The sequence below is a fragment of the Aminobacter niigataensis genome, assembly GCF_946995915.1.
Lineage (GTDB): Bacteria > Pseudomonadota > Alphaproteobacteria > Rhizobiales > Rhizobiaceae > Aminobacter > Aminobacter niigataensis.
Map to the genome: position 1 here is coordinate 1,994,755 of NZ_OX341517.1, position 19,059 is coordinate 2,013,813.

18 protein-coding genes are annotated in these 19,059 nt (G+C 64.9%); all 18 read right to left on the reverse strand.

The window, feature by feature from the left end:
* Window positions 1–194: 194 nt before the first annotated feature.
* The 18 genes from O1Y97_RS09625 to flgA all read right to left on the reverse strand — a co-directional run bounded on the left by O1Y97_RS09625 (window position 195) and on the right by flgA (window position 19,043).
* Window positions 195–785, reverse strand: a complete 591-nt coding sequence (locus tag O1Y97_RS09625; protein WP_246389703.1) for a transglycosylase SLT domain-containing protein — start codon at window positions 783–785, stop codon at window positions 195–197.
* Window positions 715–2,028 carry a flagellar hook-length control protein FliK gene (fliK, locus tag O1Y97_RS09630; RefSeq protein ID WP_318763852.1) on the reverse strand — a complete coding sequence of 438 codons (1,314 nt, stop codon included), beginning with the start codon at window positions 2,026–2,028 and terminating at the stop codon, window positions 715–717. The genes O1Y97_RS09625 and fliK overlap by 71 nt, the downstream gene beginning before the upstream one ends.
* Window positions 2,025–3,392: a chemotaxis protein MotC gene (locus tag O1Y97_RS09635; RefSeq protein ID WP_318763853.1), complete on the reverse strand. Its 1,368-nt coding sequence runs from the start codon at window positions 3,390–3,392 to the stop codon at window positions 2,025–2,027. Before O1Y97_RS09635 ends, fliK begins: the two co-directional genes overlap by 4 nt.
* On the reverse strand, window positions 3,389–4,705 hold the full coding sequence (locus O1Y97_RS09640) for a MotB family protein (RefSeq protein ID WP_318763854.1): 1,317 nt from the start codon (window positions 4,703–4,705) through the stop codon (window positions 3,389–3,391). The genes O1Y97_RS09635 and O1Y97_RS09640 overlap by 4 nt, the downstream gene beginning before the upstream one ends.
* A complete protein-coding gene (locus tag O1Y97_RS09645) occupies window positions 4,702–5,322 on the reverse strand; it encodes a hypothetical protein (RefSeq protein ID WP_318763855.1) in 621 nt (206 codons plus the stop codon). The genes O1Y97_RS09640 and O1Y97_RS09645 overlap by 4 nt, the downstream gene beginning before the upstream one ends.
* Window positions 5,322–6,959 (reverse strand): flagellar basal-body MS-ring/collar protein FliF, encoded by a 1,638-nt coding sequence (fliF, locus tag O1Y97_RS09650; RefSeq protein WP_108607134.1) that lies wholly within the window; start codon window positions 6,957–6,959, stop codon window positions 5,322–5,324. The genes O1Y97_RS09645 and fliF overlap by 1 nt, the downstream gene beginning before the upstream one ends.
* Before the next feature lie 121 nt (window positions 6,960–7,080).
* Entirely contained in the window at window positions 7,081–8,145 is a 1,065-nt protein-coding gene (locus O1Y97_RS09655; protein ID WP_108607135.1) for a flagellin N-terminal helical domain-containing protein, read from the reverse strand.
* Between the two features lie 254 nt (window positions 8,146–8,399).
* A complete protein-coding gene (locus O1Y97_RS09660; RefSeq protein WP_318763856.1) occupies window positions 8,400–9,317 on the reverse strand; it encodes a flagellin N-terminal helical domain-containing protein in 918 nt (305 codons plus the stop codon).
* 270 nt (window positions 9,318–9,587) lie between these two features.
* A complete protein-coding gene (locus O1Y97_RS09665) occupies window positions 9,588–10,694 on the reverse strand; it encodes a flagellin N-terminal helical domain-containing protein (protein WP_318763857.1) in 1,107 nt (368 codons plus the stop codon).
* Between the two features lie 309 nt (window positions 10,695–11,003).
* Window positions 11,004–12,008 carry a flagellin N-terminal helical domain-containing protein gene (locus O1Y97_RS09670; RefSeq protein WP_318763858.1) on the reverse strand — a complete coding sequence of 335 codons (1,005 nt, stop codon included), beginning with the start codon at window positions 12,006–12,008 and terminating at the stop codon, window positions 11,004–11,006.
* 274 nt (window positions 12,009–12,282) lie between these two features.
* A complete protein-coding gene (locus tag O1Y97_RS09675; RefSeq protein WP_318763859.1) occupies window positions 12,283–13,284 on the reverse strand; it encodes a flagellin N-terminal helical domain-containing protein in 1,002 nt (333 codons plus the stop codon).
* A 265-nt stretch (window positions 13,285–13,549) separates the two neighbouring features.
* Window positions 13,550–14,536: a flagellin N-terminal helical domain-containing protein gene (locus tag O1Y97_RS09680; RefSeq protein ID WP_318763860.1), complete on the reverse strand. Its 987-nt coding sequence runs from the start codon at window positions 14,534–14,536 to the stop codon at window positions 13,550–13,552.
* 284 nt (window positions 14,537–14,820) lie between these two features.
* Window positions 14,821–15,552, reverse strand: a complete 732-nt coding sequence (gene fliP, locus O1Y97_RS09685) for a flagellar type III secretion system pore protein FliP (RefSeq protein WP_108607141.1) — start codon at window positions 15,550–15,552, stop codon at window positions 14,821–14,823.
* Window positions 15,549–16,052: a flagellar basal body-associated FliL family protein gene (locus O1Y97_RS09690; RefSeq protein ID WP_318763861.1), complete on the reverse strand. Its 504-nt coding sequence runs from the start codon at window positions 16,050–16,052 to the stop codon at window positions 15,549–15,551. Before O1Y97_RS09690 ends, fliP begins: the two co-directional genes overlap by 4 nt.
* 8 nt (window positions 16,053–16,060) lie before the next feature.
* Complete coding sequence (gene flgH, locus O1Y97_RS09695; protein WP_108607143.1) at window positions 16,061–16,765, reverse strand: flagellar basal body L-ring protein FlgH; 705 nt, start codon at window positions 16,763–16,765, stop codon at window positions 16,061–16,063.
* A complete protein-coding gene (locus tag O1Y97_RS09700) occupies window positions 16,762–17,367 on the reverse strand; it encodes a MotE family protein (RefSeq protein WP_318763862.1) in 606 nt (201 codons plus the stop codon). Before O1Y97_RS09700 ends, flgH begins: the two co-directional genes overlap by 4 nt.
* A 3-nt stretch (window positions 17,368–17,370) precedes the next feature.
* Window positions 17,371–18,450, reverse strand: a complete 1,080-nt coding sequence (locus tag O1Y97_RS09705; RefSeq protein ID WP_404801276.1) for a flagellar basal body P-ring protein FlgI — start codon at window positions 18,448–18,450, stop codon at window positions 17,371–17,373.
* Window positions 18,451–18,623: 173 nt separating this feature from the next.
* Complete coding sequence (gene flgA / locus O1Y97_RS09710) at window positions 18,624–19,043, reverse strand: flagellar basal body P-ring formation chaperone FlgA (protein WP_318764185.1); 420 nt, start codon at window positions 19,041–19,043, stop codon at window positions 18,624–18,626.
* Window positions 19,044–19,059: the final 16 nt, after the last annotated feature.

Sequence of the window (19,059 nt, forward strand, 5' to 3'; positions counted from 1 at the left end):
AAAAAATGCCCCGTTAACCAATCGGTAATGGGTCGAGACCAAGGCGACCAATCGTGAATTCTTGCCGCTATTTTTTAGGGAGTCTGGAATCGCATGGGTTGAAGCGGTTGCACGACATGCGTGCATTCGGGTTTCAGGTCGTCGATGAGGGGCGGGGGCGCGGTCGTGGCCGGTTCAGCGTGGCGCAAAACCGCCTAGGGGTTGCAGAAGACCTTGGCGTTTTCGGTCCAGCGGCCAAAGCCGGTGGCGACCATGTTGGCGATGACGCGGCAGACATAACGCTTCTGTGCGGGGTCGTTGTCGGGGCCGGCGTGATAGCGGGCGACGGCCATGGACCAGGACTCGTGGCGGCCGTGCAGGCTGACCAGGAAACGCGCTGCATAGTCGACATTGCGGCGCGGATCGAGCATGTCGCGCACGCTGCGGAACTCGGCAGCGTGATAGCGGTGGTTGATCTGCATGCAGCCGAGGTCGATCAACGTCTTGCCTTCGCTGCGGGCTGTATCGAAGGCGGCAAGAGCTTCGGCAGCGCTTTTTGGAAAGACAGCTTTTCCTTCTATATTCAATGCGTTGGGCTGAAGACTGCCCTTCCTGCCGGTTTCGGTGAGGCCGACTGCATAAAGGATGCCGACCGGCACGCCATAGCGGTCGGCGGCGCGCAGGATCTCCGGCTCGCACGGATTGGCCGCGGCTGCGGCCAGACCGGTCGCGGCACTAGATATAGCGGCTGCTGCCAGGGCGATCCGTGCGAGGCGACGAGATGTTGCGTGCATTGGCTTCTTCATTTGCCGCTCTCCCACCGGGACGTCCATTGCCTGAATTGCCACCTTCGCCGCCCATCCCGTCCGACTGGAAAGCCGGCTGTTCGCGGCCGCCGGAGCCGGAGGAAAGGCCACCGCCGTCGCTGCGCGTCTGCGCCTGCGCGGGCGACTGAGGCTGCAGGATGGTGACGCGGTCGACGTCGAAGCCGAGGCCACGAAGGGCGGAATTGATCGCTTCGCGATCGGCCGAGAGGCGGTGATAGGCCTCGGCGTTCTCGACTTCGATTTCAATCGAAAGTTGTTCTCCGGCGAGATGCAGGTTCGCCGTGACCATGCCCAATTCGACGGGGCGCAACTGGATCTTCAGAACCTGGGCCGCGGGCGCGTTTGTGGCGCTGGCCTGGAGCTGCTGGACAGCGCTTGCGGCGGCGGTGTGACGGGGTGCCGAGGAGGCAATCTCCATCGCCAGCGCGCCAGCCGTGCCGGTGGCGCCGGAGGCGACCGGGGCAGGGATCACCTGTTCGGAAATGACGCTGACGCGGCTGGCCGCGGCGGACTGTTCCGGTTGCCTGGAGGGTGTCGGGCGCGCCGGCTTGTCGGCCTCGGTGGCGACATCGCCGGTTGCCGAACTTACGGCAGAGGCCGGCGCGGACGAGGCTTCGGCGCGCGTCGGTGTTTCGGTCGCGGCCGTCATGCCGGGCGGCAATGCGGTGCCGGAGGCTGTTGCCCGGGAAGGCGCGGTGCCGGCGCTGCGCGACGGATGCTCCGTCTCCAGTGCATCGGTGGCGAGGCTCGGCTGTTCGAGGACGCCTTCCGCCTCTGTGGCGGGTGCGTCGGCCGGGCCGGCACTGGCCGCCTGGCTGCCTGCCTTGCGCAATTCGCTCAACGCAAGCACCAGCGGCAAAGCCGTGTCGGCCGACGCATCGGGCTTGGCAGGTTCCTTGGCCGATACTTCGGCAAGTGGCGGTTCAGCGTCTTCGACCTGTTCGCCGTGCCCGGCCGGGTTGGCGTCGACAGTGTCGTCCCTGGGGTCCGCCACATGCGGGCCGCGCGCGGCTAGCCGTTCGGCCAGCTTGAGCCAGTGCTTTTCATGCGGTGCCTCGGCGGCGAGGCGCTTTTCTTCGGGCTTCTGGTCGCCCTTTTGCGGTGCTGCCAGGGCGCGGTCGAAATCGGCCTGGTCGTCGTTTCCGGCGAGCGCGTTGCGATCGGTGGCGGATGACTGCGATGCGAGCGGGCTTACCAGTGCCGAGCGGATGGCGTCGGTCATTTGGGGGAGCCTCCGAGAAGTTCGTCTATGGCTTCGAGCGTACGGCGCGCTTCGGTAATCTTTGGGTCTTCCGCTTCAGGCGGGGCTTCGGCGGAAGCCGGCTGCGCCGCCGCCGTCAGGGGCACTATCCTGGGCTTGAGACTGGGCGCGGCCACGACTGCCGGCTCCTGGATCGTGGTCACCGGCCGTGTTTCGGGGGCGGGCGTCTCGGCCGCATCGGGAACCATCGGATCGGCTGCCGGCGTGGCGATGTCGATCGGGGCCGGCGGCAGGTCTTCGATGTCGACAGGCTTCGGCTTGGCGTTCGGCGAGGCCGGCAGGGCCGAGGTCAGTTCGGAAGCGACGGCTTCCACGGCATCGAGCAAGGCGCGGTCGCCCTTGGACAGCTTGTCGCGATCGATGCCGCTGAGCTTGCCCAGCATGTCGTCGGCCGAGCCTGAGGTGACAGACGACAGCCCGGAATAGAGTTGGGTGCGCGGGTCGGCATCGTTGCGCTGGCCGTCGCGTCCCCGTTCGGCCTTGGCGGCGGCGAAGGCGGAGAGTTCGGTCAGCCCGTCGATCGCGGCACGCCGGGCGACGCGGAGGTAGATGACCCGTTCCTGCTCGGCATCCATCATCGCGGTGATCTCGCCCAAGGCATCGAGGCTGATCGAGGCATGCAGCGCGACGATGCCGGCAACGAAGGCGTCGGCGAACTGGCTGGCATAGGGCGAGCGCAGATAATAGCGGACATACTGGGTCGAACTGCGCAGGAAGCGGGCGCCGTCCTCGAGCCGGGGGGCGAGCGCCACCGAACGGCGCAGCGCGGCCTCCTCGACGAGGGTGCCGGGGCTGAGCAGCCGGGCCTGGTCGAACAGCTTCATCGCCTGTTCGGGCTCCTGGGCAATGCTGACCGAACCCTTGACCAGCGCCAGGAAGGCGCCCAGTTCGGAAATCTGCGTCAGCGGGTCGACCGAAGCGAGGGCGTCGACGGTGCTCTTGGGCTTGCCCCTGAGATAGTCGATGATGCCTTGCGCCAGCGCCTGGTCGGCCTCTTCGAGGCTGAGGCGCGAGACGACCTGCTCGATGGTCAGCGGGTTGCCGCCGCTCATGGCGTATATGAGCAAGGCGCGAAAATTCTTGGGTTCCTTGAATGCGTCGGGACTGGCCGCGCGCATGTTCTCGTCGGTCATTTCGAGCAGGCGGCGCTGCATCGGCAGCGAGGCCTGGTCGCCGGCGGCGATGCGGTCCTGCACCAGCTGCAGGCAGCGCACCATCTGGTAGGGCTCGAGCGCCGGCGCCTCGGCGGCGCGCGCGTGCTCGGGCGCCGTCACCGCAAGCAAAGCGACGAACGCGGCGCCGGAGAGGGTCGCCGCGAGCCTCATTCAGCCCGCTCCAGCAGGATTTCGATACGACGGTTGGTGGCCGAGAACGGCTCCGCCGTGTCCTTGAGCTTGCGGTCGGCGAAGCCGGCGACCTCGACGATGCGCTTCTCGTCGAGCCCGGCGCGCACCAGCATGTAGTAGGCCGAGTGGGCGCGCGCGGTCGACAGCCGCCAGTTGTCGTAGCCGCCGCCACGGAAGGGGCGGGCGTCGGTGTGGCCGTTGATCGAGACGTTGCCTTCGTGGGCGGCGATGGTCCTGGCGATCTTTTCCATGGCCAGAACCAGCTGCTTGCGCGGCACGGCGGAGCCGATCTCGAACATGCCGAAATCGAACTGCTCGGTGACCGAGATGACGACGCCCTTGTCGGTGGCGACGACGGACAGGCCGTCGGGCAGGTTCTTGCCCGACTTGATCGCCTCGGCGAGTTCGCGCCGGATGGCGTCGGCCTCGCCGATGGTGTGTTCGCTCGGTGCGGCGCTGGGCTTCGGCTTGTCGGCCATTGCCTTGGCTTCCGCGGTCTCGGCCTTCGGGGCGTCGCCCGGCTTGGCGCCGTCGCGGGCGAGGGCGCCGGGAGCGATGTCGAGCGGCGAACGCTGCTCGGCGGCCTCGGCCTTGGGCTCCGGCGCTTTCACCGGCTCGGATGTGGCGGAGCGCTCGGTCTTGTCGCCGGGCTTTGCCGGATCGCCTTCGATGGCCGCGCGCTCGGCGCTTGCCTCGGCGATAGGCGTGGCGACCTGCTCGGTCCAGAAATCGGGCGCGAACGGATCGCGATAGGCTTCGCCGCCGGAGGCGCCGCTGGACGGACCGGCATTCTGCGCGCCGCCTTCGCCTCGTTCGGAGACATTGGCCTTGGTGCCGGTGTCCTGGGCGATCTCGGCCAGCACCGCATAGGGGTCGTTGAACAGGTGTTCGTCGGAGCGCTTGATGACGTGTGCTGAATCCCTGGAATTCTGCTCGGTCGCGGGGCCGGCATTGCCGCGCCCGTCGGTACCAGCCTTGCCGCTGGCTTCCTGCGGGCTCTCGGCGGTCAGGCCGACGGAATTGGGGCCGTCGCCTAGCTCTTCCAGTCCCTTGCGGCTGGCGTTGCGGTCGACGAGCTTGACCGGGTTGAAGTAACTCGCCACCGCAGCCTTGGTCTGCTCGTTGGCGGCGCTGATGAGCCACATGACGAGGAAGAAGCACATCATCGCCGTCATGAAGTCGGCGAAGGCGATCTTCCATGCACCACCGTGGTGGCCTTCGTCGTGATCGGAATGGGCACGCCGGACGATGACGATCTCGTGGCGCGGCTCGGTGCCGTCGGCGACACTCATGGCAAGGTCTCTGTCAGGGCGGCCGACCACTCGCCGAGGCGGGTCTCGAACAGGTTGTCATCGATCGAGACGCTGAGGTCGAAGCCGACCCCCTCGCTGAAGTCTATGTTTTCGGCACGGCCGCCGATGGCGGTTGCCAGCGCGTCGAACAGGAATTGCGGGCCGCTGACCTTGATGCGCACGGCATCGCGGTCGGCGGTCGCCGAGAGGATCGCGGTGGCGAGGGCATCGATCGAGCGGGTGGCGATGTCGTCGCTGACCAGGCCGGCAACGACGCGGGCGGCAGCGTCGGTGGCGAGATGGACGACGCGAGTCTCCATCTCGGCGATGCGCGCGCCAATGACGGCGCCGATGTCGGTGCCGAAGCGGGCGCCCAGGTTGGCAATTTCGGACGCATGGCGCTGGCGCTCGGCTTCAAGCGTAGCCTGGTGCTCGGTGTCCAGGCGTATCGCCAGTTCGGCTTCGGCCGTGGCGACTGCTGCCGCGACGATGGCCGGGATGTCCGGATCTGGAACCGCCTTGGGATAGGAATTCGGAGCCGGGGCTTCAACGTCGGAGGCATTTGCGGCCAGCGGCGCGAAGTCGGTCAGCCTTTCGAAAAGTGCGGCAATCGACATCAGGCGGCGACTTCCTGGGCAGCCCATTTGCGCAGGATCAGTGCGGTGCGCTCTTCATTGATGTCGACCATGCGGGCGAGGCGGTCCTGCGGGGCGGGACGCAGCTTGTTGCGCAGGTCGTCGATGGCGGTGGGACGCGCGCCGGGAAGGGCCGCAGGCGCTTCGGCGGAGGCGGAACCGGCATCCGGCGTCGGCAGCGAACGCTGGACCTCGTCGAAGCTGGGCCCGGCGATGGCGGCCGGGACCGGCTTGGAAAGGGCGGACGCAAGCGGCCGCAGGCCGAAGAAGGCGACGAGGAAGACGACGACGATGAAGGCCGCGGCGTTGATCAGCGTGCCGGCGTGCTGGCCAACCGAAGCGAGGACGCCGGGGCTGGCGATCTCCTCGCCGTCGAGGCCGTCGATGAACTCCACCGCCGAGACGTTGATCAGGTCGCCGCGCTTTTCGTCGAAGCCGGTGGCCGAGATTACCATCTTCTGGATCTCGGCGACGCGGGTGGCGATCGCCTCCGGCGTGGCGTCCTTGCCGAGGATCGTAGCGAGGCGCTGCTGGTTGACGACGACGGCGATCGACATCTTGGTCACCGAATAGCCGTTCGAGACGGTCGCGATACGCTTCGAGTTCATCTCGTAGTTGGTGATCTCTTCCTTGCGGTCGCTGGCCGAAGTCGACTGCGGCCCGTCCGTCGCGGTGGCCTCGGCATCGGGCAGGTTCTGCTCGACGGTAGCAGGCGTGGCGGACTGCTTCTGGTTGCTGTTTTCGTTGGCGCGGACGACCTGGACGGAGCGTTCGACGCGCGACTCGGGATCGAAGATGGTCTCTTCGGTCTGGCGCGAGTCGGTGTTGACGTCGGCTTTGACGCTGGCGCGGAAATTGTCCGGGCCGAGATAGGCGGCAAGCGCGCGGCGGATGTTGTCCTCGATCTGGGTCTCGACGGTGCGCTCGACGCCGATGGAGCGGGCGGCACTCGAATTGTTGGGATCGTCACCCGCTGCAAGCAGGTTGCCGCTCGAATCAAGCACGGTCACCCGCTCGGCATCGAGGCCAGGCACCGCAGCGGCGACCAGATGCCGGATCGACATGGCGCTCTTGTCGGCATCGAGGCTGGAGGCGCGGATGACGACGGAGGCCGAAGGCTTCTGCTCGTCGCGGCGGAAGTTGGCGCGTTCGGACATGACGATGTGGACGCGGGCGGCCTTGATGCCGGTGATCGACTGGATGGTGCGGGCGATCTCGCCTTCCAGCGCACGGACGCGGGTGACCTGCTGCATGAAGGAGGTGAGGCCGAGCGAGCCGACATTGTCGAAGAGTTCGTAACCGGCATTGGCGCTTGTCGGCAGGCCCTTTTCGGCAAGCAGCATGCGTGCCTGCGCCGTCTTGCCGGCGGGGACCAGGACCGTCGTGCCGTCGGAGGCGACGTCGAAGCCGATGCCGGCCTCGCCGAGGACCATGCCGATCTGGTTCACGTCGGAGCGTTCGAGCCCGACATAGAGCGTCTCGTAGGCCGGGCGGTTGAGATAGACGGAAGCCACGCCGACGACGGCGATGACCAACGCCGTGATGCCGCCGAGTATGGCGAGCCGGCGCGGGCCAAAACTCCTGAAATTGGCAACTATGCTCTGTAGCTGTTCGGGCACGTGCGTAGGCTCCCCGCAATATCTTCCGCGGAGACCCTAGACCTCGAAGCTTGTGCGAAAATGATATGGGCCGCGCACGAGGCGCGGCCCATCGAAAAAGAAGGGGCGTTTCAGATGCCGATCAGCTCTTGAACAGCGCCAGGATGTTCTGCGAGTTCGAGTTGGCGATCGACAGCGCCTGGATGCCGAGCTGCTGCTGGACCTGGAGCGCCTGCAGGCGGGTCGATTCCTTGTTCATGTCGGCGTCGACGAGCTGGCCGACGCCACGGTCGATGGAGTCCATCAGGCTCGTGGTGAAGTTTTTCTGCAGGTCGATCTGCTTCTTGGCCGCACCGAGCGTGGTTGCGACATCGGTCAGATCCTTGAGCACTTCGTCGACCTTGGAGATCATCTGGTTGATGATGTCGTTGGTCACGCCCGTCGCCATGATGTCGAGATTATGGACCGACACGTTGTCGACCCTTGTCGTCGCGCCGGCTGCGGCCAGGCCTGCGGTGTGCGCCGCGATGTCGGTGCCGCCGCCGGCAAGCGAAGCGGCATAGGCCGTGTCGTACTGGGTCTGCGCCGCGGCGGTAGCATAGACGGAGGTCTTGCGGTCGAGGTGGCCGGAATTCTTGACTTCGGCTGCGAGGCCGGAATCGAACAGCTTGACGCCTTCGACATCGACATCGATGGTGCCGAGCGTGACCTTGCCGTCGGCGCCGCGGTTGAAGGCGGACACGATCTTGGCGTCGGGCTGCACGCCGTCGTTGGCGGCGGCAATCTGCTTCGAGGTCACCGACAGGATGTTGGTGCCGGAGAAGGTGGCGGCATCCGCATAGGACTTCATCTGGCCCTGGAGGGCCTCGATTTCGGTCTGGATCTTGGCCTTGTCGGAATCGCTGGCGCTGTAGGCGGCGACGAGCTTGATCTTGATCTGGTCGACGGTCTCCAGAACCTTGTTCATGCCGGTATAGGCGGTGTCGACCTTGGAGGCGCCGAGACCGAGCGCATCCTGCACGGTGGAGAGCGCCTGGTTGTCGGAGCGCATGGTGGTGGCGATCGACCAGTAGGCGGCGTTGTCCATCGCTTCAGCGACTCGGTAGCCGGTCGAGATGCGGGCTTGCGTGGTCTGGAGCGCCTTGTTTGTGGCGTTGAGGCTCTGAAGCGCGGTCAGGGCCGAAGCGTTGGTCATGATACTGGACATCGAAATACCCCCTCTGAAATCCGCGCGCTGCGCAGGACCGCCCTAGCAATTGGTTAACCATAACTACCGTTTCATGGTTAACGAGCGATTAAGGGTGGCAGGCCCACGCGCGGCCGATGACGCGGCGGAACTTATCTCGGGGGGAGCTTGCGCGGGGCTAGCGTCGTGGGGCGGCGGCCTTAGGCAGGGGACAAAAGCAATCGGGCCGCATCCAGGGATGCGGCCCGATCTTCAGATCGTTAGAGACGATCGTGTCAGCGGAACAGCGACAGGATGGTCTGCGAGTTGCCGTTGGCGATCGACAGAGCCTGGATGCCGAGCTGCTGCTGGACCTGGATGGCCTGCAGGCGGGGCGATTCCTTGTTCATGTCGGCGTCGACGAGCTGACCAACGCCGCGATCGATGGAGTCCATCAGGCTCGAGGTGAAGGTCTTTTGCAGTTCGATGCGGTTCTTGGCAGCGCCGAGGTCGGTGGCGGCCGTGTTCATTTCCTTGAGCGCCGCTTCGACACGCTGCAGGTGTTCACCGACCTCAGTGTCGGTGGTGGCAGCGGTCAGAGCAATGCCGGAAACGGCCGTGCCGGCGCCGGCGGCGCCGGTGGCGGTACGGGTCTTGTCGAGGATGCCCTTGGGAGCAGCGCCGGCTTCGAACAGCTTGATGTTCTCGACCTTGACGTCGATGGTCGAGATCGAGGCAGCGCCCGATGCGTCGCGGTTGAAGGCCGAGACGATCTTGACGTCGGCAGCGGCGGCGGCACCGTTGGTCGAGAGCATGTTGGTGCCGGAGAAGGTCGCGCCGTCGGCATAGGCCTTCAGCTGGCTCTGCAGCGCCTGGATCTCGGTGTTGATCTTTTCCTTGTCGGCACCCGAGGCGCCGTTGGCGGCGACGAGCTTGACCTTGATCTCGTTGAGAGTGTCGATGGCCTTGTTCATGCCGGTGTAGGCGGTGTCGACCTTCGAAGCGCCGAGGCCGAGCGAATCCTGGACCGTCGAGAGTGCCTTGTTGTCCGAACGCATGGTGGTGGCGATCGACCAGTAGGCAGCGTTGTCGGAGGCTTCGGCGACGCGGAGACCCGTGGCGATGCGGCCCTGGGTGGTCTGGAGTGCCTTGTTGGTGGCGGCGAGGGTCTGCAGCGCGGTCATTGCCGACGCGTTGGTATTGATGCTGGACATGGGAATAACGCCCCTAGGAAAATGCAAAATACAGGGACATACCGGATCGGCCGGTATGACGGAGAGGCATCATGCCCATGACCCGAAGGTCACCCGCCATGCCCGGTAAACTGTAGGAGACTCGCTACCAAAGCTCTAAGCGGCATGGTTAACCCCGGCCGGGGTGCCGCTTTGCTTGGATTTTCCACAAATAGACTGTCCAAAAGCAGTCGGGCCGCATCTTGCGATGCGGCCCGATGCCATAAGCTTGTTGCCTGGAATGGTTCGGTGCTAGCCGCGGAACAGCGACAGGATCGACTGCGAGTTGCCGTTGGCGATCGACAGGGCCTGGATGCCGAGCTGCTGCTGGACCTGGATGGCCTGCAGGCGGGTCGATTCCTTGTTCATGTCGGCATCGACGAGCTGGCCGACACCACGATCGATGGAGTCCATCAGGCTCGAGGTGAAGGTCTTCTGCAGTTCGATGCGGTTCTTGGCGGCGCCGAGATCGGTGGCAGCCGTGTTCATCTGCTTGAGCGCGGTTTCGACCTTGCCGAGCAGGCCGGCAAAGAACTGGTCGCCGACAGTGGTGATGTTGAAATTGAACACCGAAACGCCTGCGGTCGACGTCGCACCGACGACGCCGCCCGATGCGGGCAGCACGGCGGCAGCCGCGCCGGCCGTGTGCGCGGCCGTATCGGCGCCGCCGCCGGCGACCGAGGCGGCATAGGCCTTGTCATAGGCCGCCTGCGCGGCGGCCGAATCCCAGATTGCGGTCTGGCGGTCGAGGATGCCGGCATTCTTGATGTAGGTCGGGTTTGCGGCGTTGGTGTCGAACAGCTTGATGTTCTCGACCTTGATGTCGATGGTCGAGATCGACGCCGTGCCGGCCGCATCGCGGTTGAAGGCCGAGACGATCTTCGCATCGGCCTGAACTGCCGTGCCGGCAGCGGCGGCGGCGGCGCCCGCCGCGGTCTTGTCCGAAGACACGGACAGGAAGTTTGCGCCTGAGAAGGTGGCGCCGTCGGCATAGGCCTTCAGCTGCTTCTGCAGCGCCTTGATATCGGTGTCGATCTTGGCCTTGTCGGCAGCCGAGGCACCGGTGGCGGCGACGATCTTGACCTTGATCTCGTTGAGGGTGTCGATCGACTTGTTCATCGCGGTGTAGGCGGTGTCGACCTTGGATGCGCCGAGGCCGAGGGAGTCCTGGACCGTCGACAAAGCCTTGTTGTCCGAACGCATGGTGGTTGCGATCGACCAGTAGGCGGCGTTGTCGGAAGCTTCGGCGACACGCAGGCCGGTGGCAATGCGGCCCTGGGTGGTGTTGAGCGCCTTGTTGGTGGCTGCGAGGGTCTGCAGCGCCGTCATTGCCGACGCGTTGGTGTTGATGCTGGACATGGGAAAATACGCCCCTAGGAAAATGCAAAAAGTACAGGGACATACCGGGTTGGCCGGTATGGCGGAGCGGCATCATGCCCATGATCGAAAAGATCACCCGCCATGGGCAGAGTGTTCCCAGATAATCCCTACCAAACTGTGTATATTCGATAGATGAGCGAAGTGTTCTGATATTATATACTTTGGATACTTCCGAAGGCGCAGTTTGGTCTCAGTCTTTCGTTGCAGGAGTCCTGACCTGCCAAAAGCAATCGGGCCGCATCCAGGGATGCGGCCCGATCTTATGATCAATCGAAAGAGACGGTCAGGTCAGCGGAACAGCGACAGGATGGTCTGCGAGTTGCCGTTGGCGATCGACAGAGCCTGGATGCCGAGCTGCTGCTGGACCTGGATGGCCTGCAGGCGGGGCGATTCCTTGTTCATGTCGGCGTCGACGAGCTGGCCGACACCGCGATCGATGGAGTCCATCAGGCTCGAGGTGAAGGTCTTCTGCAGTTCGATGCGGTTCTTGGCGGCGCCGAGATTGGTGGCGGCCGTGTTCATGTCCTTGAGAGCCGCTTCGACGACGCCGAGCATGTCGCCGATCTGGGTGTCGCTCGCCGCCGTGGCACCGCTGACGAGGGCCATGGTGGCAACGCTGTAGGTGTCGCCAGCAGCCGAGGCGACGCCGAGGGTCGGTGCCTGGATGTCGGCATCGGCGACACGCACGCCATCGCTGGTGCGCTGGGCGTCGAGCAGGCCAGCATGGGCATTGTCGGCGGCGCCGGCAGCGTCATAGAGCTTGAGGGCGTTGACGTCGACGTCGATGGTCGAGATCGAGGCCGTGCCGGCTGCGCTACGGTTGAAGGCCGAGACGATCTTGACCGGTGCGGCGGTGCCGACCGTGGCCGCAGCCGAGGAGTCGACCGAGAGCATGTTGGTGCCGGAGAAGGTGGCGCCGTCGGCATAGGCCTTCAGCTGCTTCTGCAGCGCCTTGACCTCGGTGTCGATCTTGGCCTTGTCGGCAGCCGAAGCGCCGGTGGCGGCGACGAGCTTGACCTTGATCTCGTTGAGGGTCTCGATCGACTTGTTCATGCCGGTATAGGCGGTGTCGACCTTCGACGCGCCGAGACCGAGCGAATCCTGGACCGTCGACAGAGCCTTGTTGTCGGAACGCATGGTGGTTGCGATCGACCAGTAGGCGGCATTGTCGGAGGCTTCGGCGACGCGAAGCCCCGTGGCGATGCGCCCTTGGGTGGTGTTGAGCGCCTTGTTCGTGGCGGCGAGGGTCTGCAGCGCCGTCATTGCCGACGCGTTGGTATTGATACTGGACATGGGAAATAACGCCCCTAGGAAATGCAAAATACAGGGACATACCGGGTTGGCCGGTATGGCGGAGCGGCATCATGCCCATGATCGAAACGATCACCCGCCATGCCGGGTAACCTGTCGGAGACTCGCTACCAAAGCTCTAAGCGGCATGGTTAACCCCCGGCCGGGGTGCCGCTTTGGCCGGATTCGCCACAAAATAGGCTGTGCAAAAGCAAATCGGGCCGCATCTTGCGATGCGGCCCGATCCGAGATGTCTGTTGCCTGGAACGGTTCGGTGTTAGCCGCGGAACAGCGACAGGATCGACTGCGAGTTGCCGTTGGCGATCGACAGGGCCTGGATACCGAGCTGCTGCTGGACCTGGATGGCCTGCAGGCGGGGCGATTCCTTGTTCATGTCGGCGTCGACGAGCTGACCAACGCCGCGATCGATGGAGTCCATCAGGCTCGAGGTGAAGGCCTTCTGCAACTCGATGCGGTTCTTGGCGGCGCCGAGATTGGTGGCAGCCGTGTTCATGTCCTTGAGCGCGCTTTCGACAACGCTGAGCATCTGGCCGATCTGCGCGTCGTTGGCGTAGTCGGTGCCGTCGGTCAGCTGCATTGACGCCACCGTGAAGGTGTCGGTCTGGCTGAAGGTGCCGAGCACCACGGCATCAACCGCAGCAACCTCGGAGACAGCGCCTGCAACGCTGACAACGCGGTTGGAGTCGAGGATGCCCTTGTTGACGCCGGCAGCGGTGCCGGCTTCGTAAAGCTTGATGTTCTCGACGGTGACGTCGATGGTCGAGATCGCAGCCGTGCCGGTCGCATCGCGGGTGAAGGCCGAGACGACCTTGATGTCGGCCGCAGTGGTGGCGGTGGCGCCGCTGTTGACCGAAAGCATGTTGGCGCCGGAGAAGGTCGCGCCGTCGGCATAGCCCTTCAGCTGCTTCTGCAGCGCCTTGATCTCGGTGTCGATCTTGGCCTTGTCGGCAGCCGAAGCGCCGGTGGCGGCAACGAGCTTGACCTTGATTTCGTTGAGGGTGTCGATGGTCTTGTTCATGCCGGTGTAGGCGGTATCGACCTTGGAGGCGCCGAGACCAAGCGAGTCCTGGACCGTCGACAGCGCCTTGTTGTCCGAACGCATGGTGGTGGCGATCGACCAGTAGGCAGCGTTGTCGGAAGCCTCGGCGACGCGGAGGCCGGTGGCGATGCGGCCCTGGGTGGTGTTGAGCGCCTTGTTGGTGGCTGCAAGGGTTTGCAGCGCGGTCATTGCCGACGCATTGGTGTTGATGCTGGACATGGGAATAACGCCCCTAGGAAAATGCAAAATACAGGGACATACCGGATCGGCCGGTATGGCGGAGAGGCATCATGCCCATGACCGCTTCAAGCAAGTCATCCGCCATGCAGCAGATGTAGCTTCGGCGTGGCTACCAAATTGCTAACAATTGTAGTTAATTTTAATTAACTTATTGTAATTGCTTACTTTTGGTCCGCAAAAACAATCGGGCCGCATCTTGCGATGCGGCCCGATCCTAGACGTTTGTTGCCTGAGCGGTTCGGCGTTAGCCGCGGAACAGCGACAGGATCGACTGCGAATTGCCGTTGGCGATCGACAGGGCCTGGATGCCGAGCTGCTGCTGGACCTGGATGGCCTGCAGGCGGGGCGATTCCTTGTTCATGTCGGCGTCGACGAGCTGACCAACGCCGCGATCGATGGAGTCCATCAGGCTCGAGGTGAAGGCCTTCTGCAGTTCGATGCGGTTCTTGGCGGCGCCCAGGTTGGTGGCAGCCGTGTTCATGTCCTTGAGCGCGCTTTCGACGACGCCGAGCATGGCGCCGATCTGCGTGTCGCTGGCAAACAGCGTACCGTTGGTCAGCTGCATGGTGGCGACCGTGTAGGTGTCGGCGGCAACGGCAGCGGCACCAAGCGTCGGAGCGGCTGCAGCACCTTCAACGCCGGCGGCGGTGCGGTTGGAGTCGAGAATGCCCTTGCCGGTGGTGGCGACGCCTGCGCCGGCTTCGTAGAGCTTGATGCCCTCGACGTTGATGTCGATGGTCGAGATCGAAGCCGTGCCGGACGCATCGCGGGTGAAGGCCGAGACGACCTTGACGTCGGCAGCCACGGCGGCGCCGCTGCTGACCGAAAGCATGTTGGCGCCGGAGAAGGTGGCGCCGTCGGCGTAGGCCTTCAGCTGCTTCTGCAGGGCCTTGATTTCGGTGTCGATCTTGGCCTTGTCGGCGTCCGAGGCGCCGCTGGCGGCAACGATCTTGACCTTGATCTCGTTGAGGGTGTCGATGGCCTTGTTCATGCCGGTGTAGGCGGTATCGACCTTCGAAGCGCCGAGACCGAGCGAATCCTGGACCGTCGAGAGTGCCTTGTTGTCCGAACGCATGGTGGTGGCGATCGACCAGTAAGCGGCATTGTCGGAAGCTTCAGCGACGCGGAGACCCGTGGCGATGCGGCCCTGGGTGGTGTTGAGCGCCTTGTTGGTGGCTGCGAGGGTCTGCAGCGCCGTCATTGCCGACGCATTGGTGTTGATGCTGGACATGGGAAATACGCCCCTAAAATATGCGCAAGGTACAGGGACATACCGGATCGGCCGGTATGGCGGAGAGGCATCATGCCAATGACCGCTTCAAAGAGGGTCATCCACCATGCCGGGCAATCTGGCCGATACTTACTACCAAACGTCTAAATGTTATGGTTAATGCGCGTTAACCCGCTAAAATTGTTGATATTCCGAGCGAACAAAGAAACGCCCGCAGCAAAGGCGGGCGTTGTCTCCTGACGGTTCCGGCGAGGGCAGAGCGCGTCCTTCAGACGCGCGGTGGTCTACGTAAACGAGCGCACAAGACTGCCGACGAGCAGGTTCCAGCCGTCGATCAGGACGAAGAACAATATCTTGAACGGCAGCGAGACCACGGTTGGCGGTAGCATCATCATGCCCATGGCCATGGTGATGGTTGCGACGATCAGGTCGATGACGAGGAAGGGCAGCACGATCAGGAAGCCGATCTCGAAGCCGCGCCGGATCTCGGAGATCATGAAGGCCGGAACCAGGATGCGCAGGTCGACCTTGTCTTCCGATACCGTCTGGCCGCGCTCGCGGGCGAGGTCGGCGAACAGGTTGAAGTCCTTGTCGCGGACGTTGTGCATCATGAAGGTGCGGAACGGATCGGAGATGCGGTCGACGGCTTCGGTCTGGGTGATCTGGTTGTCCATCAACGGCTTGACGCCGTTGTTCCAGGCCTGGTCGAATGTCGGCGACATGACGTAGAAGGTCATGAACAGCGACAGCGAAATCAGGATCAGGTTGGCCGGCGTCGACTGCAGGCCGATGCCGGTGCGCAGGATCGAAAAGGCGATGACGAAGCGGGTGAAGCTCGTGACCATGATCAGCAAGCCCGGCGCCACCGAAAGCACGGTGAGCAGGCCGAACATCTGGATGATGTAGCCGATGGTGGCGCCGTCGGCATTGCCGATGGCGCCGAGGTCGAGCTGCTGCGCGCTCGCGGGCAGGGCGGTGCCGGCAAGGATGGCTGCGGTGGCCAGGAGTTTTTTCATTCGAACAGCAACGTTCTGATCAGCACTTCCTTGACGTGGCCGTCGCTGCGGATCGCGGCGCGTTCGTCGAGGTCGGTCTTGAGGTGGCGCAAGGCGCTGGCGCCCTGGACCTGATGGATCCGGAGCGTGCGCACGAAGGCGAGCAGGTCCTGGTGGACGCGCTCGGCGAGGTCCGGCGGTTGCGGTGCGTCGAGCACCAGGGAAAGCTCGAGGCGCACCCACATGCTGTCGGGGGCGGCGAGGTTGGAGGTGATGGCGGGCAGTTGCACCAGGGTGCCTGCGCCTTCGGTCGCGCCGTTGTCGGTGCTGCCCTCTTTCGCGGCGTGGGGCTTTGCTTGGTCGGCTGCGGCCTGCTCGACCGGCTTGGCTTCGCCGTAGAGATAGCCGCCGGAGAGCCAGCCCATGCCGATGGCCGCAGCGGTCATCAGCAGCAGGATGCCGACCTGGACGACGAGCGAGGGGCCGGATTTCTGGGCGGGGGTCTGTTCGATCGCTGACATGACCTGACCTAGAAGGGGAGAACCTGGTCGAGGAACTGCTGGCCATAAGGTGGCTGCTGGACCTCGGTGATACGGCCGCGGCCGCCATAGGAGATGCGTGCTTCGGCGATGCGCTCGTAGGGAATGGTGTTTTCGGGGCCGATGTCGGACGGGCGCACGATGCCGGCGATGGTCAGCACGCGCAGCTCGGCGTTGACGCGGACTTCCTGCGAGCCACGGATCATCATGTTGCCGTTGGGCAGAACCTCGGTGACCACGGCGGCGACAAGCAGGTTGAGCTTTTCCGAGCGCGTGGTGGCACCGTCGCCGGAGAAGACCGACTTGGAGCCGGCGCTGCCGTCGGCCGAGCCGCCCGTGCCGACACCATCCCATTCCATGTCGAGGCCTGCCCCGATGGTCCTGTTGGTGGTGCGGTTGCGCTCGGACTCGTTCTGGAAGCGGGCCCGGTCGTCGATCTCGATCTTGACGGTCAGGATGTCGCCGGGTTGAAGCGCGCGCGGATCGGTGAACATGCGGCTCTGCTTGTCCTGCCACAGCGAGAAACGCTTGGGCGGTGCCGAGGGCGCCTCGGGATAGCGGTACATCGTCGAGCTGCCATCCTCGATGCCGGAACCGACGGCCGACATCTTCGGCTCCTTGCCGATTTCCTTGAGGTCGGTGGCGCAGCCGGCGAGGCTGGCGAGCATGGCCGCGAGGAGGGCTTTTCTGATCATGAGGGGTCTTCCCGGCGGGCGGCGCTCGCCATGATGCGGGTCAGCTCGGCGGCCGACTTGCTTTCCATTTCGTTGAGGATGACGCTCGACTTGCGGGCGTCGAGCTTCATCAGGATGGCGGCGGCGAGATCGACATGCATGACGGCCAGGCGCTCGGCCGCGGCATCGGGCTTCATGCGCGAATAGATCTGGACGACGCCTTCCTCGGCGCGGGCGAGGAAGACCTCGCGGCGCTTGAGCCAGGTTTCGTACTCGGTCTTGCGCTCTTCGAGCAGGGCGATGCGCTTGTCGACCTCGGCCTGAAGCTTCTTCAACTCCTCCGTCTGGAGGGCATAGCGGCGATCGCGGGCGGCGTCGGCGATGTTGGAGCAGAAACGCTCGACCTCGCTAGGCTCGAGCGCGGCGGTCATCTCGCCGGCGGGTTGCTCGGTGGGGATTTCGCGCTCGACGACGCGGGTGGGCACGCCCTGGACGGGAGCAGCAGCGGCTTCGCCCGTGGCTTCCTCAGCAAGGGCGGAAGCACTGCCGAACAGCGCGATGGCAAGCACTGCCGCTGCAAGTGCGCGGCTGCTGGTTGTCCTGGAGTGTCGGATCAAGGCCATGGCTTACTGCACCACCAGGTCGGCCTGGAGCGCGCCGGCCGACTTGATGCCCTGGAGGATTGCGATGATGCCGTCCGGCTTGACGCCGAGGCGGTTGAGGCCGGCGACCAACGTCTGCAGGTCGGGGCCTTCGAGCATCGCCAGCTTGGAGCCGGGACGCTCGGCGTCGATGACGGTGAAATCCTCGACGGCGGTCTCGCCGCGCGAGAACGGCTCGGGCTGGACGACGCGCGGCTGCTCGGTGATGCGGACGGTCAGCGTGCCGTGGCTGATGGCGACGCGCGCGATCTTGACCTCGTTGCCGATGACGATGGTGCCGGTACGCTCATCGACGACGACGCGGGCAGGCGTGTCGGACATGACCAGCAGGTTTTCCAACTCGGCATAAAAGCGCGCCGTCGAAATGCCCTCCGGCTTGCGGATGGTGACGGTGCGCGAATCCTGCTCGCCGGCGACACGCTTGCCGAAGCGATGGCGGGCGTAGTCGTTGATGGCGTCGGCGATGCGCACCGAGGTCGAGAAGTCCGGATTGAAGAGCTGCAGCGTCAGCATGTTCTCGTCGCCGAAGCGAGCCTTGACCTCGCGCTCGACGATGGCGCCGTTGGGTACCCGGCCAGCGGTGGGAATGCCCTGGGTGACCTGCTCGGCCGCACCCTGGGCAGTGAAACCGCCAACGAGCATGGAGCCTTGCGCCACGGCATAGATCTCGCCGTCGGCAGCCTTGAGCGGGGTCATGACCAGCGTGCCGCCGGCGAGCGAGGAGGCATCGCCGAGGGACGAGACGTTGACGTCGATGCGCGCGCCGGCCTGGACGAAGGCGGGCAGGTTGGCGGTGACGATGACGGCGGCGACGTTGCGAACGCGGGCGCGGCCATCCTCGGAGGCGATGCCCAGGTTTTCCAGCATGGCGCGGATCGACTGCTCGGTGAACGGCGAATTGCGCAGGCTGTCACCCGAGCTGTTCAAGCCGATGACAAGACCGTAGCCGACGAGCTGGTTGTCGCGGGCTTCCTGAAGCGAGGCGACATCCTTGATGCGGACATTGACGAGGTTGGCTCCGGTGCCGCTGTTGAGCGTGGTCATCCGTCCGCCGTCGCCGGTCATGGCGAAGTTCTCGCCGAGCTCGGCGACCGCACCACCTCCCGCGGCCGTGGCACCGCGTGCCTTGAGCTGCGATGCGGGGACGCCGTCGGGGCCGTCGGCATGGGCCACCTGCAGACCAAGAACAGCAATTGCCGCGAGCACCAGTCTGCGGATCATGACGCACCCACGCGGATCGAGCCGTCGGCCATGACGACACCAGTGAAGATCTTGCCGCTGTCGAGGTTGCGGACCTTGACGACGTCGCCGGCGGCACCCGGCTCGAGCGTGACGGCAGCGGCGGAGATCATCAGCCCGGCAGCGGCGAAGACGACCTGGACGGAAGAGCCGCGGTCGACCAGCCAGGCCTCGCGGAGCGCTGCCACCGGAACGTAGCGACCGGGCAGCAGCGTGCGCTTGGCGACCCTGCCGTCGAGCTCGTCGGGGAGGGTGGCAACCGCGTCGGGCCGCACCTTGCCCGGCCTGAGGGTGATTTCCTTGAGCGCGGACAGCATGATCGTCTCGCCGGGATAGATGACGCGGTTGGGAACGAGCACGACCTCCTGCTCGGCAGCCAGTGCCGTGCCGCCAAGCATGGCGAAGGCGAGCACT

Excerpts from the sequence above, each read along its gene's own strand:
- O1Y97_RS09625 (WP_246389703.1), bottom strand. The coding sequence starts at position 785 with ATGAAGAAGCCAATGCACGCAACATCTCGTCGCCTCGCACGGATCGCC.
- fliK (WP_318763852.1), bottom strand. The coding sequence starts at position 2,028 with ATGACCGACGCCATCCGCTCGGCACTGGTAAGCCCGCTCGCATCGCAG.
- O1Y97_RS09635 (WP_318763853.1), bottom strand. The coding sequence starts at position 3,392 with ATGAGGCTCGCGGCGACCCTCTCCGGCGCCGCGTTCGTCGCTTTGCTT.
- O1Y97_RS09640 (WP_318763854.1), bottom strand. The coding sequence starts at position 4,705 with ATGAGTGTCGCCGACGGCACCGAGCCGCGCCACGAGATCGTCATCGTC.
- O1Y97_RS09645 (WP_318763855.1), bottom strand. The coding sequence starts at position 5,322 with ATGTCGATTGCCGCACTTTTCGAAAGGCTGACCGACTTCGCGCCGCTG.
- O1Y97_RS09655 (WP_108607135.1), bottom strand. The coding sequence starts at position 8,145 with ATGTCCAGTATCATGACCAACGCTTCGGCCCTGACCGCGCTTCAGAGC.
- O1Y97_RS09660 (WP_318763856.1), bottom strand. The coding sequence starts at position 9,317 with ATGTCCAGCATCAATACCAACGCGTCGGCAATGACCGCGCTGCAGACC.
- O1Y97_RS09665 (WP_318763857.1), bottom strand. The coding sequence starts at position 10,694 with ATGTCCAGCATCAACACCAACGCGTCGGCAATGACGGCGCTGCAGACC.
- O1Y97_RS09670 (WP_318763858.1), bottom strand. The coding sequence starts at position 12,008 with ATGTCCAGTATCAATACCAACGCGTCGGCAATGACGGCGCTGCAGACC.
- O1Y97_RS09675 (WP_318763859.1), bottom strand. The coding sequence starts at position 13,284 with ATGTCCAGCATCAACACCAATGCGTCGGCAATGACCGCGCTGCAAACC.
- O1Y97_RS09680 (WP_318763860.1), bottom strand. The coding sequence starts at position 14,536 with ATGTCCAGCATCAACACCAATGCGTCGGCAATGACGGCGCTGCAGACC.
- fliP (WP_108607141.1), bottom strand. The coding sequence starts at position 15,552 with ATGAAAAAACTCCTGGCCACCGCAGCCATCCTTGCCGGCACCGCCCTG.
- O1Y97_RS09690 (WP_318763861.1), bottom strand. The coding sequence starts at position 16,052 with ATGTCAGCGATCGAACAGACCCCCGCCCAGAAATCCGGCCCCTCGCTC.
- flgH (WP_108607143.1), bottom strand. The coding sequence starts at position 16,765 with ATGATCAGAAAAGCCCTCCTCGCGGCCATGCTCGCCAGCCTCGCCGGC.
- O1Y97_RS09700 (WP_318763862.1), bottom strand. The coding sequence starts at position 17,367 with ATGGCCTTGATCCGACACTCCAGGACAACCAGCAGCCGCGCACTTGCA.
- O1Y97_RS09705 (WP_404801276.1), bottom strand. The coding sequence starts at position 18,450 with ATGACCACGCTCAACAGCGGCACCGGAGCCAACCTCGTCAATGTCCGC.
- flgA (WP_318764185.1), bottom strand. The coding sequence starts at position 19,043 with ATGCTTGGCGGCACGGCACTGGCTGCCGAGCAGGAGGTCGTGCTCGTT.